The 12,778-nt window shown below is 49.3% G+C and carries 13 protein-coding genes and 2 pseudogenes; 4 read left to right on the top strand and 11 right to left on the bottom strand.

Annotation, left to right across the window (positions count from 1 at the left end; genetic code table 11):
* Positions 1 to 20 precede the first annotated feature (20 nt).
* Positions 21 to 1,297: pseudogene (locus KNV97_RS06020) on the top strand (basic amino acid/polyamine antiporter).
* An 87-nt stretch (positions 1,298 to 1,384) separates the two neighbouring features.
* On the opposite strand, the pseudogene KNV97_RS06015 reads toward KNV97_RS06020, so the two are convergent.
* Positions 1,385 to 2,181, bottom strand: a pseudogene (locus tag KNV97_RS06015) (DUF6279 family lipoprotein).
* A 281-nt stretch (positions 2,182 to 2,462) separates the two neighbouring features.
* Here KNV97_RS06015 and KNV97_RS22205 point away from each other — a divergent pair.
* From KNV97_RS22205 to KNV97_RS22200, 3 genes are read left to right on the top strand one after another with little or no spacing between them, the layout of a single operon-like run.
* Positions 2,463 to 2,678 carry a sugar diacid recognition domain-containing protein gene (locus tag KNV97_RS22205; protein ID WP_407701876.1) on the top strand — a complete coding sequence of 72 codons (216 nt, stop codon included), beginning with the start codon at positions 2,463 to 2,465 and terminating at the stop codon, positions 2,676 to 2,678.
* On the top strand, positions 2,587 to 3,465 hold the full coding sequence (locus tag KNV97_RS06005) for a PucR family transcriptional regulator (protein WP_407701883.1): 879 nt from the start codon (positions 2,587 to 2,589) through the stop codon (positions 3,463 to 3,465). Before KNV97_RS22205 ends, KNV97_RS06005 begins: the two co-directional genes overlap by 92 nt.
* The gene (locus tag KNV97_RS22200; protein WP_218561787.1) at positions 3,422 to 3,565 is read left to right on the top strand and encodes a helix-turn-helix domain-containing protein; all 144 of its coding nucleotides are present in this window, start codon (positions 3,422 to 3,424) and stop codon (positions 3,563 to 3,565) included. The genes KNV97_RS06005 and KNV97_RS22200 overlap by 44 nt, the downstream gene beginning before the upstream one ends.
* A 4-nt stretch (positions 3,566 to 3,569) precedes the next feature.
* On the opposite strand, the gene KNV97_RS05995 is transcribed toward KNV97_RS22200, so the two are convergent.
* The 10 genes from KNV97_RS05995 to KNV97_RS05960 all read right to left on the bottom strand — a co-directional run bounded on the left by KNV97_RS05995 (position 3,570) and on the right by KNV97_RS05960 (position 12,637).
* Positions 3,570 to 4,496, bottom strand: a complete 927-nt coding sequence (locus tag KNV97_RS05995) for a glycerate kinase (protein WP_322972672.1) — start codon at positions 4,494 to 4,496, stop codon at positions 3,570 to 3,572.
* Positions 4,465 to 4,713, bottom strand: coding sequence for a glycerate kinase (locus tag KNV97_RS22125; protein WP_322972671.1), 249 nt, complete (start codon positions 4,711 to 4,713; stop codon positions 4,465 to 4,467). Before KNV97_RS22125 ends, KNV97_RS05995 begins: the two co-directional genes overlap by 32 nt.
* A 62-nt stretch (positions 4,714 to 4,775) precedes the next feature.
* Entirely contained in the window at positions 4,776 to 5,312 is a 537-nt protein-coding gene (locus tag KNV97_RS22120) for an NAD-binding protein (protein ID WP_322972670.1), read from the bottom strand.
* Complete coding sequence (locus tag KNV97_RS22115) at positions 5,275 to 5,661, bottom strand: NAD(P)-binding domain-containing protein (RefSeq protein WP_322972669.1); 387 nt, start codon at positions 5,659 to 5,661, stop codon at positions 5,275 to 5,277. Before KNV97_RS22115 ends, KNV97_RS22120 begins: the two co-directional genes overlap by 38 nt.
* Positions 5,662 to 5,682: 21 nt before the next feature.
* Complete coding sequence (garL, locus tag KNV97_RS05985; RefSeq protein WP_218561786.1) at positions 5,683 to 6,453, bottom strand: 2-dehydro-3-deoxyglucarate aldolase; 771 nt, start codon at positions 6,451 to 6,453, stop codon at positions 5,683 to 5,685.
* 21 nt (positions 6,454 to 6,474) lie between these two features.
* A complete protein-coding gene (gudD, locus tag KNV97_RS05980) occupies positions 6,475 to 7,815 on the bottom strand; it encodes a glucarate dehydratase (RefSeq protein ID WP_218561785.1) in 1,341 nt (446 codons plus the stop codon).
* 12 nt (positions 7,816 to 7,827) lie between these two features.
* On the bottom strand, positions 7,828 to 9,342 hold the full coding sequence (locus KNV97_RS05975; RefSeq protein ID WP_136487372.1) for a tripartite tricarboxylate transporter permease: 1,515 nt from the start codon (positions 9,340 to 9,342) through the stop codon (positions 7,828 to 7,830).
* 33 nt (positions 9,343 to 9,375) lie between these two features.
* Positions 9,376 to 9,789: a tripartite tricarboxylate transporter TctB family protein gene (locus KNV97_RS05970; RefSeq protein WP_136487373.1), complete on the bottom strand. Its 414-nt coding sequence runs from the start codon at positions 9,787 to 9,789 to the stop codon at positions 9,376 to 9,378.
* 385 nt (positions 9,790 to 10,174) lie between these two features.
* Positions 10,175 to 11,902 carry a ubiquinone-dependent pyruvate dehydrogenase gene (gene poxB, locus KNV97_RS05965; protein ID WP_218561784.1) on the bottom strand — a complete coding sequence of 576 codons (1,728 nt, stop codon included), beginning with the start codon at positions 11,900 to 11,902 and terminating at the stop codon, positions 10,175 to 10,177.
* Between the two features lie 324 nt (positions 11,903 to 12,226).
* Positions 12,227 to 12,637: a hypothetical protein gene (locus KNV97_RS05960; protein WP_218561783.1), complete on the bottom strand. Its 411-nt coding sequence runs from the start codon at positions 12,635 to 12,637 to the stop codon at positions 12,227 to 12,229.
* Positions 12,638 to 12,778 lie beyond the last annotated feature (141 nt).

The raw sequence follows: 12,778 nt of genomic DNA, 5'->3' as shown, positions 1-12,778 counted from the left end.
CTGCTCTGGTGTTCAGCTCCATGGTCGGCGCCGGTATTTTCAGCCTGCCACAAAATATGGCAGAAGTCGCTGGTGTGGATGCCATTCTCACAGGCTGGCTTATTACTGGCGTAGGCATCTTACTGCTGGCCGGCTGTTTTTTACATTTGTCCCGTCTTAAGCCTGAACTGGATGGGGGGTATCTATACCTACGCCCGCACAGGCTTTGGCGACACTGCAGGCTTTTTTATCCGCCTGGGGCTACTGGCTGTGTGCCACAATTGGCGTGGTCGGTTACCTGGTGGTTGCCTTTGCCGCCATTGGCGCCTTTGTCGATACACCACAATCGGTCATTTTTGGCGACGGAAACACCCTGCCCGCATTTATCGGCGAATCGCTTATCCTGTGGGCGGTACACTATCTGGTGCTGCGCGGTATCAAACAGGCAGCCTTCATCAACCTGCTGGCAACCCTGGCAAAATGTCTGCCACTGATTGTGTTTATTGTCCTCGCCTACTGGGCATTTGAGCCGGCAACGTTTAACTTCGACCGTGCGGGTCAAAGCTTACAAACCCCGTTCATTGAGCAGGTAAAAGGCACCATGCTCATTACGCTATGGGTGTTCACCGGCATTGAAGGGGCAATCGTATTATCGGTGCGTGCCAAACGTCGCAATGATATCGGTAAAGCGACCTGTCTGGGTGTGATATTTGCGCTGATTCTGTATGTGTCCATTACTCTGCTATCTCTGGGCGTAATGAGCCGGGCAGATGTCGCCGCCCTGAATAATCCATCCATGGCCGGGTTGATGGCACACATGAGTGGTAGCCTTGGCCAGTGGGTAATCAGTCTCGGACTTATCGTATCAGTTCTGGCCTCTTACCTGAGCTGGATCATGTACTCAGCAGAGGTGCCGTGCACTGCTGCACAGCATGGCGCTTTCCCGCGCTTTTTTGCCAGACAGAACGAACAAGGCACATCACCGGCCTCGCTAACGCTAACCAGCGTGACAGTCCAGTTATGCCTGGTGCTGATCATGTGGACCGGGGAGAGTTATAACACTCTGGTACTTATCTCGACTTCGATGATCCTGATACCTTACTTCCTGGTGGGTGCTTATCTGGTCAAAATCGCCTTCGGACAAGCCGCAAGTTGGAACATCAAAGCCATTGGTCTCGGCGCCAGCCTGTATGGTTTGTGGCTGATTTACGCCGCGGGCCTCAACGCTCTGGTCTTATCCACCCTGCTCTATATTCCGGGTCTGATGGTGTTTTACTACAGCCGTCGTAAACATCGTCAACTGGCATCGGCCACATGATCTGCTGACACCCCCTGCTCATCAGGGGGCTGTCGCACACTAGTGCCAACATCCGCGCTGAGTTCCTGCACCAACTGTTGCCAGTCGTTAATCTCCCCCTCGAAAATAGGCAATTTGCTTATCTGACGCCAAGCGTACAATCTCAACCAGATACTTATCGGAAATGGCTTGATTGTATTGAAATTTAGCACGCAGAACCGGACTGTAGAACTGCTCGGGAGCAAACAATAACGCCTGTAACTGCGCGCTGAACAAAGCTTCATTGTGTCGCAGTGTAAACAAATGAGTTAACTCGCGCCGCAGGCGGCTGTGAAAGGCAACCCAGTCTGCCGTGGTCACTTTCATCTCGTTTACCCACTGCGAAACCACGTCCTCTTGCTGAGCGCTAAGGCTGCCAAACCACTCCTCCAGATTGTCTGTTATCCGTTCCCGATAACGTACGCGAGCCTGACTTTGAGTCGTGTCACGATACTTTTCGGCAAACTCTTGCTGGCGCTCAGTTAATCCCTGCATAAATTGCTCAATCTGAGCATCGCTCAGAGTATTAGCCAACAGATACGCATCCGGCAGGAGATGCATTACCAAGCGCTGATAATGCTGCTGCACCTCCGTTCGGTGCAGTCGAGTTGCCGTGGGCTAAATTGATCCGGTTGCAGTAAGGACAGCTGCTCTAACTGATGCAGGTAACGTGGCATCTCTTCCTGTTGTTGCCAGGTACTGAACGAGGCAATTTTATCGCTCAGCAATGCTTTCTGCGTCGAGTTCAATTCCACGTAATCTTCAACATAATCAATCACAAACCAATCAATATTGTTGTAGACAAACTTGGCACCGCAACCGGTCAGCACCAGCGCAGTGATGATTATTGCTATCCATCTTACCATCGGGCACGTCCTTTCTCGCTCTGTCAGTAACCATAGACTGCGTTCGAAGCTTATGCGACTTTTTAGCGTATTCCTCGCGACATTCTGCTTCAGAAAATTCTTTTAACTTAACAACATAATCTATTTATTATACGGCAGGATTGTTGGTTTTTTGAGCTTGGGAGTTGGATCTCATTAAACCGTTTTTACTTCGGTTAGTCTGGTCAGGCACTCCAAAAATTAGACCATGTATCAACATGGCTGCTTGTCTGAACAAACGCTACCAATAAAAAAGTGAACCTATGCAGTTACACGAGCAATTAGCGCAGCGTATCGTCGATCGCGCGCAGAAAATCATCAAGTATCCGCTGAATGTCATGGACGAGACCGGCATCATCATTGCCTCCACTAATCCGGCGCGGCGCTATCAAAAACACGGCGGAGCCGTTCTCGCCCCTGACGGAACTCAAACCTATCGAAATCTCCGAAACCATGCTGCCAGAGTTCCCCAATGTTAAGCCGGGCGTCAACTTACCGATTGTGTATAACAACGCAGCGATTGGCGTCATTGGTATTTCCGGCCCCTTGGTGGAAGTGCGTCCGTTTGGCGAAATGGTAAAAATGGCGGCTGAAATGGTGGTCGAATACACCTCGATGATGGAGATGACCCGCTGGAGTGAACGTAAGCTTGAAGAACTGCTACTGGAATGCATTGACCGAAGTTCCTCGCTGGAACACATCACCAATATGGCCGCTCAGCTCAAAGTCGACATCTTCAACCACCATGCGATGTGTGTGATTGAAGTGGACAGTTCAGAGGCGCAAAAAGAGGTGGTCAAAGTACTCAACAACTGGTCACGTAAGCGACTGAAAGCCGAATACTCTTATAAGTCGAGCGTAGTGCTGCTGAATGTCTCCGAATCGGAACGCGAGGATGGCAAAGCGATTGATGACTGGCAAAGTATCCGCAGCTATTTGAGTGAGTCGCTGAAGGTACCGTTTCAGTGCTCTCTGGGCGCGGTTTACAGCCAACCTAAGGAACTGCCGTTTGCGTTTGAAAGCGCGATGGCGGTGATGAAATGCGGGCAACGTCTCAATCCGAAGCAGCAGTTCTACCCTTACCACGAATACGAGCTGCCGGCACTGTTTGAGGGCTGCTTATCTCACTGGCAACGAAATAAGCTAGCCACTCATGCACAACAGCTTGAACTCCACGATCCGACACTGATCAATACTGTGTTGTGTTGGTTTGAAAATAACTGTGATATCAAAAAAAACGTCTGCAAAATTATATGTTCACCCTAACACGCTGCGTTATCGCATAAAAAGGGTGGAAGAGATCTGTAACATCAATTTGCACCACTACAATGACATGTGTTGCCTGTATTTTAGTTTGATTTTATAGAGTATTAGCAGAGCTGTTGCCCGACTTTCAGGGCAGCAGCAATATTGTGTGCGCTGCGAATCACGTTGAATTTTGCCTGAGCAACAATCTCCTCAAAGGTCGTCACCTTGTAGACGGAGTCAAAGGCAGCATCAATTCCGTGGGAGTACACGGCCTCGATATCATCCCCCAACGCACCGACAATGGCGATAACAGGGAGATCATAACGTTTGGCAATACTGGCAACACCAACCGGTACTTTGCCATTCACACTCTGACTGTCGAGGCGCCCTTCTCCGGTAATCACCAGATCCGCTTCTTTAATCAGCTCCTCCAGCCCGACCGCTCGAGTCATGATCTCGATACCTGGCTTGAGCTCTGCATCGAGAAACGCGTAAAACGCGGCTCCCATCCCGCCCGCAGCCCCTGCACCCGGAATGTCACTCACTTTACGCTGCAGATCTTGCTCGACAATTACCGCGAAGCGGGTCAATGCCGCATCCAGTTGCTCGACCATTTGCACAGTTGCCCCCTTTTGCGGGCCGTACACATGTGAAGCGCCATTACTTCCGGTCAGCGGATTACTGACATCACAGGCCACTTCTATCAGACATTCTTTGAGGCGGGAATCCAGCGCGCTGACATCGATATGAGCCAGCTCCTGTAACGCAGCACCGCCAAACGGCAACTCGATTCCGCTGGCATCGGTGAACGACACCCCCAATGCCTGCAGCATGCCACAGCCTGCATCGTTGGTCGCGCTGCCGCCAATACAGAGGATCAAATGACGGATACCCTGATTCAAGGCATGCTCGATCAATTGGCCGGTTCCGTAACTGGTCGCGACCAGCGGGTCACGTTTTGCGCTCGGAATCAGTTCAATACCGCTGGCCGCCGCCATTTCAATAAATGCGGTTCTCTTATCTCCGGAGACACCATAAAAAAGCATCATGTTGTTCACCGAGTGGCCCGACCACATTCACCGTGACCCGTTCGCCACCGGAGGCATCGACTAATGCTTCCACGGACCCTTCTCCTCCATCCGCGGTCGGACACTTCACATACTGCCAATCCGGAAAAACCTGTCGGAATCCCGTTTCAATCGCTTCTGCGACTTCAATCGCGCTTAAACTTTCTTTGTATGAATCAGGGGCGATAACAATTTTCATCAATAAGCACCACTTGATAGAAATTATGAAGCAGCAGGTTGTCACAACCTGCTGCATTTTATTTAGCTCGCTACCGTAACCTTAGCCAGTTTTTCGTAATGCAACGCTAAAGCACAATGATCTTTTGATGCCAGGTCATCCGCTTTCAATGCCTGCATCATCTCCATTACTTGTGCGGTAAGCGGCAATTGTGCCCCAACTCCGTGCGAAGTATCCAGCGCGTTAGCTAAATCTTTAATATGCAGGTCAATGCGAAACCCAGGTTCAAAATTACGATTCAGTACCATAGGCGCCTTGGCATCCAGTACGGTACTGCCGGCCAAGCCGCCACGAATAGCTTGATAAACCAGTTCAGGGTTCACACCTGCTTTGGTTGCCAGAACCAAAGCCTCAGACATCGCAGCGATATTGAGCGCAACAATCACCTGGTTAGCCAACTTAGTGACGTTGCCAGCACCGATATCACCGGTATGCACCACAGATCCTGCCATGGATTTCATCACATCGTAATACTGTTCAAACAAACCCTTGTCACCGCCGACCATGACGGACAAGGTGCCGTCAATCGCCTTCGGCTCCCCCGCCGCTGACCGGTGCATCCAGCATGCTCACACCCTGCTCGGCCAGCACTCTGGCGATCTCCTGGCTTGCCAACGGAGCAATGGAGCTCATGTCTATCAGGGTCAGTCCGGCATGCGCGCCTTCAATTAGGCCATGCTCACCCAAGGCAACTTCTTTGACGTGCGGTGAGTTCGGCAACATGGTGATTACCACATCACACTGCTGTGCAACCGCTTTTGGTGATGTGGCCGATTCTGCACCAGCATTGACCAGCTCATTCACTGATTCCTGATTGCGATCCAGTACCACCAGAGAGTAACCCGCTTTAAGCAGGTTTTTGCTCATAGGTTTACCCATAATGCCGAGGCCAATAAATCCGATTTTCATAACACTTCCTCTTGCCTTGATTTACTTAATAAATTTCTGACACAGTGCCTGTGTCGCTGCTTTGAATGCGCCTAAATCACTCCCCACCGCCACTAAGTTGGCACCCCATTCGAGGTAACGCTGCGCGTCTTCATACACCGGAGCCAGAATGCCGATGGTTTTGCCTTTCGCATGACCTTTTTCAAACACCATACGAATGGCACCCTGCACGTCCGGATGGTTAGCATTGCCCAAATGCCCCAGTGCGGCCGCCAAATCGCTCGGTCCGACAAAGACCCCGTCAATTCCCTCAACACTGAGAATACTGTCGAGGTTATCCAACGCTAACTGGCTCTCGATCTGCACCACCACAGCAATGTTGTCGTTGATATCCTGAAAATAATTGGTGGTTGTACCGTAGCCATTACTGCGGTGTCCGACCGAAACGCCGCGAATGCCCTGTGGCGGATAGCGCGTCGCCGCCACCGCAAGTTCCGCTTGTTGCTGTGTTTCCACAAACGGGACGATAAGATTGTAAAAACCGATATCCAGTAAACGCTTAATAACAACCGGATCGTTCACTGGCGGGCGAACAACAGGCACACTGCGACTGTCCTTGAGTGCCATTAACTGCGGGATGAAAGTCTGAATGTCATTCGGTGCATGTTCACCATCGAGCAAAACCCAGTCAAAACCGGCCAGGCCAAGGATTTCCGTGGTGATGGGACTTGCCAGGGCACTCCAGCAACCGATTCTTTGCTCCTGATTCAGCAGCGCACGCTTAAAATGATTCGGGTAAGTGTTTTCGTTCATTACGTTATCCTCTGTCTGCGCTTAACGAACCAAGCACGGTTTTTTGTTATCGAATGTCCAGTTAGGAATCAGGTACTGCATGCCAATGGCGTCATCGCGTCCGCTCAGTCCCATATTTTTGTAAAGCTCATGTGCTTTCTCGACCTGAGCCATATCAACCTCAATGCCCAGGCCCGGCTTATCAGGCACAGCAACAAAGCCGCCACGAATCTGCAATGGCTCTTTAGTCAGGCGCTGATTGCCTTCCTGCCAGATCCAGTGGGTATCAATGGCGGTAATGTTGCCCGGTGCCGCGGCGGCAACCTGGGTAAACATGGCAAGCGAAATATCGAAATGATTATTGGAATGTGATCCCCAGGTCAGGCCCCATTCGTGGCACATCTGCGCCACACGTACCGAGCCTTCCATGGTCCAGAAATGTGGATCTGCCAAAGGTATGTCGACCGACTGGAGCGAAATGGTATGCCCCATCTGACGCCAGTCGGTGGCAATCATGTTGGTTGCAGTCGGCAGGCCTGTGGCGCGGCGAAATTCGCTCATCACTTCACGGCCGGAATACCCCTGTTCTGCACCACACGGGTCTTCGGCATAAGCCAGAACACCTTTGAGTTCTTTCCCGACCCGAATCGCTTCTTCCAGAGACCAGGCACCGTTAGGATCAAGCGTCACCCGAGCCTGCGGGAAACGGGCAGCGAGCGCTTTGATCACTTCCGCTTCTTCCTCGGCGCGCAGTACACCGCCTTTCAGTTTGAAGTCGTTGAAGCCATACTTTTCGTAGGATGCTTCCGCCAAACGCACAACCCGCTCAGCGCTTAACGCTTCTTCATGGCGAATGCGGTACCAGTCGCAGTTATCCTGCGGCTGACTCTGATAAGGCAGGTCGGTTTTGTTGCGGTCACCGATAAAGAACAGGTAACCCAGCATCTCGACTTTATCGCGTTGCTGACCCTCACCCAGCAGAGACGCCACCGACACGTTCAACGCCTGGCCGAGCAAATCAAGCATCGCAGCTTCAATAGCGGTCACAGCATGGATGGTCGTTCTAAGATCAAAGGTTTGCAAGCCACGCCCACCGGCATCACGCTCAGCAAACGCGTGGCGCACCTGATTCATGATATTTTTATATTCACCCAGGCCACGGCCGATGATAAAGCCGCGCGCATCTTCGAGTGTTTTACGGATACTCTCTCCTCCCGGAACTTCACCCAAACCGATATTGCCGGAATTATCCTCCATAATGACAATGTTGCGGGTAAAGTAAGGGGCATGTGCGCCACTGAGATTGAGCAGCATGCTGTCGTGACCGGCTACCGGAATCACCAACATATTTTCAATAACAGGCATACCTTTTTCAAAATTCATACTATTCATCCTTTAAGCTATTTTTTTATCAGCACGCGTCTGCTTCTTTGTTTTAAACACTGAGCGAATTGCATACATGACCGACGCCAGAATAATCACCCACAAGCACATGGCGATGGGGCTCTTGGTGAAGAACACCGACAGGTTTCCGTAAGACTCAATACTTTTGACGAAATAGACTTCGGCCGATTTGCCTAAAATAAATCCGATAATAAACGGCACTACTTCGAGACCAATTTTGGGGGCCACCACGCCGAACACACCAAATAACACCAGAGTCCAGACATCAAACATCACACCGTAGTTAATGGCATAGGCTCCGATGACACACATCATCACAATGATTGGATAGAGAATGTACTTAGGAATCATCACCACTTTAGCGACGTGACGAATGGCGAAGTACATGATGGCAAACATGACGAAATTGGCGAAAAACAGTGAGAGGATCATAAAATCCCAGGTTTCGAGATTTTCGTTAATGAACAATGGACCGACCTGAATACCCTGCAGGGTAAAGGCACCAATCAATACCGCGGTTGTTGAATCGCCCGGAATGCCCAGCGACAGCAAGGGAATCAATGCGCCACCAGTCAGACCATTGTTAGCCGATTCGGAAGTAATAATGCCCTCTGGACAGCCCTTACCCATTTGCTCCTTATTCTTACTGATGTTCTTTTGCTGGGTATAAGCCAGCACCGAAGCGGCACTACCACCGATACCGGGTAACATACCGACAAAAGTCCCAATCGACGAAGAACGAATCAGGTTAAACCACTGCCCGTTAAAGACTTTCCAGTCAAAGCGCGTTTTGCGATCCAACTGGATCATGTCCCCTTGCACATGATCAGCCTGGCTGACGCGGCAACAGGCGGTGATGATCGCGGCAAGCCCGAACATACCGATCAGCACAGGAAGCAGCGAGAAACCAAAACTCAGTTGATCTTCCAGTGCCTGTGGCATGAGACGATATTCGCCATTACCGCCAACAGAAATGTCGTACGCGCCGATTAGGCTGATCAAAATGCCAAGCAAGCCACTGAAGATGCCCATCAGGATGTGTTTTGAGAGTGAGGAGATCACTGTCAGTGCCAGAAAAATGAGCAGGAACTTTTCAACCGTCGAAAATTTAATCGCAAAGTTTGCTAAGAAAGGGGCAAAGAAATACAGCACCACCGCACTGAACAAACCGCCAAACAGTGACGAAGCGACCGCCACTTTGAGTGCTTTTTCTCCTTGCCCTTTCTGGGCCATGGGATAACCATCAAATGTTGTGGTGATGGAAGAAGGCGTACCGGGAATATTGAGCAGTACTGCAGGAACCAGGCCTCCCGAGATGCCACCGACGTACAGTCCAAGCAGCAGTGCCAGGCCATCATTCAGACCGAGTGAGTAGGTTAATGGCAGGCAGACCGCAACCGCTAACGTCGCTGTCATACCAGGTATGGCACCAAAGATAATCCCAATCAGGACCCCGATGGAGCTCAGTAAAAACATATTGACAGATAAATGTGACAAAATTTCCATAAGATATTCCACATTCAGTTTCACGTAATAAATTTAAGGCAAGGTAATACCAAACATCTGCCCTAAAACGACCCAGGCAATCACTGGTGATAAAATTGAATTTATTGTTATATAGATAACTTTTCTCTGCGTTATTTCTTTTTCCATTAGAAATGGAATGATGAAGAGAAAAGGAACGGTCGCAATCAAAAACGCATAGCCAGTATTAGGGAAAATTTCTCCCAGCTGTTGCATAATTAATATGTAACCACTAATAAGGGCCAGAAAAAAGTAAGCTTTATAGTTGTTATTATTGATGATCTTTTGCCAGGAAAATGACTTCACACTGGCTGCTATTATTTTTCTCTCTTTGACCAAAATAATCATAAGCAGACAGATTAAACAGGTGATGATTATTTTTGGAAAAAACCAATGCGATTGTGCAAAGTCAATATTTACATCGAGCATATCGTTTCCTTGTGTAGGGTAGTTTTGATTTTGTTTGAATTAGTATATGACTATCGACCAAGCGAGGGCTTTATTAAAAACTCCAAAAATAGCATTAAGTTAACGGGCTATTTTGTAGGATCCAACAACAGGGTGTGACACGGACACAAAACAATTAAGCTATTGTTTTTATTAAATAAAATAAATACCTATAATAAATTCATGCCAGGGTCGCTTTTGTGCTTCTTTACAAAATGCAGATGCAAGTAGAAATCTGATAGCCATCACAATCCTTACCGTAGCCAGATCTGTTTTCTAAAAAATGGCCTGACGGAATTACCGTCAGGCCATTTTTACTAAGTAGTGAATAGTGAAATTACTTATCCACTGATGGGCGTGTTGGTTGCTAACGCAGCCAGTTGGTTTTACTCAGTTCAACAATCTCATCGCCACGACCGTTAATGATCGCTTTGAGCATGTAAAGACTAAACCCTTTCGCGTGCTCTATATTGATCTGGGGTGGCATCGCCAGTTCTTGTTTTGCGGTATCCACTTCCAGAACCACCGCCCCCGGATAATGCAGCGTTTCGCTCAGTGCCCCCGGCAGCGCCTCGGGATCAGTGACATGAATACCTTTGATACCACATGCCTGGGCGATCTCGGCAAAGCTCGGGTTCTGCAGATCGGTATCATCTGATAAATAGCCTCCGGCTTTCATCTCCATCGCAACAAACCCCAGAGAACGGTTATTGAATACGATGATTTTAACCGGTAAATCCAGCTGATTGAGAGACAACAGATCCCCCATCAGCATAGAGAAGCCACCGTCACCACACAGGGCAACAACCTGACGAGTGCGATCCAGCGCCTGCGCGCCCATCGCCTGTGACATCGCATTGGCCATTGAGCCATGGTTAAACGAACCGATCAGGCGGCGCTGACCATTCATTTCCAGATAACGGGCCGCCCACACAGTCGGGGTACCGACATCACAGGTAAATACCGCATCCTCTGCCGCTTGCTCACTAATTAAGCGCGCCAGATATTGCGGGTGAATCAGACCACGTCCGGTTTTACCACTGGCCAGATCATCCAGACCTTTACGCGCCTGCTTATAGTTCGCAATACAGTCGCTCAGATGTTTGGATGAACGGCCACTACTGATAAAAGACAGCAGCTTGTCCAATGTCGCTTTCGTATCCCCCAGCACACCAAATTCTATCTGAGTATGACGACCAAGAGAGGCGGGGTTATTGTCGATTTGTACAATTTTGGCATTCTCCGGATAAAATGCCCGGTACGGGAAGCTGGTACCAATAAGCAGTAAAGTATCCGCTTCACGCATCGCGTGGTAACCGGAGGCAAAGCCAATCAAACCGGTCATCCCTACGTCGTACGGATTGTCATATTCGATGTATTCTTTCCCGCGCAGAGCGTGCACAATCGGTGCCTGCAGTTTTTCTGCCAGAGCCACCACCTCTTGATGCGCACCTTTCACTCCGGCACCAACCATCAGCGTCACTTTGTCGCTGCTGTTGAGATACTGCGCTAACTGTTCAATATCCGATGTATGCGGCGTATACAAAGCCGGTTTAGGCAAACTCCACTTCGGTAACACCCCTTCCGGCATCGGTTTCAGCGCTATATCGCCTGGTAGTACCAGCACGGCCACATCATTGTGCAGGATAGCCTGACGCATCGCGGTTTCAAGCAAGTAAGGCATTTGCTCTGGGTTGGAAACTAACTCACAGAAAACACTACATTCTTTGAATAATTCCTGGGGGTGAGTCTCCTGAAAATAGTTGGTTCCTATTTCTGCAGAAGGGATATGTGCCGCAATCGCTAACACGGGAACCCGATTACGGTGACAATCAAACAGGCCGTTAATCAAGTGCATATTGCCGGGCCCGCAAGAACCGGCACACACAGCCAACTGCCCGGAAAGATGGGCTTCAGCGCCGGCGGCGAACGCCGCCACTTCCTCATGGCGGGTTCCCAGCCATTCGATCTGACCAATTTTTCTCAGGCTGTCACTCAGCCCGTTCAACGAGTCGCCAGTGACTCCCCAAATGCGTTCCACGCCAGCCTGGCGCAACGTATCTGCGATAAAATAGGCGATAGTTGGATTACTCATACGAAAATCTCCACGTCGGTGATTGATGCGAAAAATCTGCAAAGCAAAGGAGTGCATTCAAAAAAACCGTGCGTGTTATCTCGTTTTTTATCATCCTCTCTCTATAAAACTTGTTCAATATCAATTTATTTAAATTCTTGTAATGTTTTTTTATAAAAGATGATTTTTTAGGCATAAAGAGCATAAGCAAACCGCAGATAGCAGTTAGTTGATAGCAGCCTAAGGAGCAGATCAGCCGCACATATGGTGAGTAAGAGGCCACTCGGACAAGGCAGAAGCCAGATAATGCTCCCGGCGAGCGGGAGCACTGAGCGGGAAAGTATGTTAAGAGATGATGCTGTAAAACTTCATGTCTGCTGTCAATCTCTCGGCTTGATCCTGAATGACGTGATCCGGAACATTCTTCTTATATTCATCACAGCATTGGTTAGTCATCACCATACTGAAAACGGTGTATTGATGCTGTTCTGCCAACTGGTAAAAATATTCCATATCTTCACATTTGGAGAAGGAATTGGTGACCGCTATCTTGTTAGCCCCCTGCTCCATCAGATTTTTGACTCCGTTGCGGCAATACTCATCCGCATAAGGTTTTAATTTTTCATTCCATCGGTTCTGACCATACTGCCGATAGTAATCCCAGCACGAGACGATATTGTCATTGGCCAATAAGGTCCGGATAAATTCTGTTTTACCGGTGCCAAAAGGCCCACGAAGAATATACAGGTATTTCATGACATCTCCTCAAATCAAAGGGATAGAAACGCAGTTATGATTGAGACCTGTCTTTGCGGATCACTCAATCTTTGCTGCAAAAACGATGAACAGTAGCATCGCCCCTGATGATTAAGCCCACAGAGTGGGCTTAATCATGGC

This window comes from Vibrio ostreae (assembly GCF_019226825.1).
Classification (GTDB): Bacteria; Pseudomonadota; Gammaproteobacteria; order Enterobacterales; family Vibrionaceae; genus Vibrio; species Vibrio ostreae.
The sequence above is the reverse complement of the archived record's forward strand: the minus strand, read 5'-3'. Positions and strand labels throughout refer to the sequence as shown.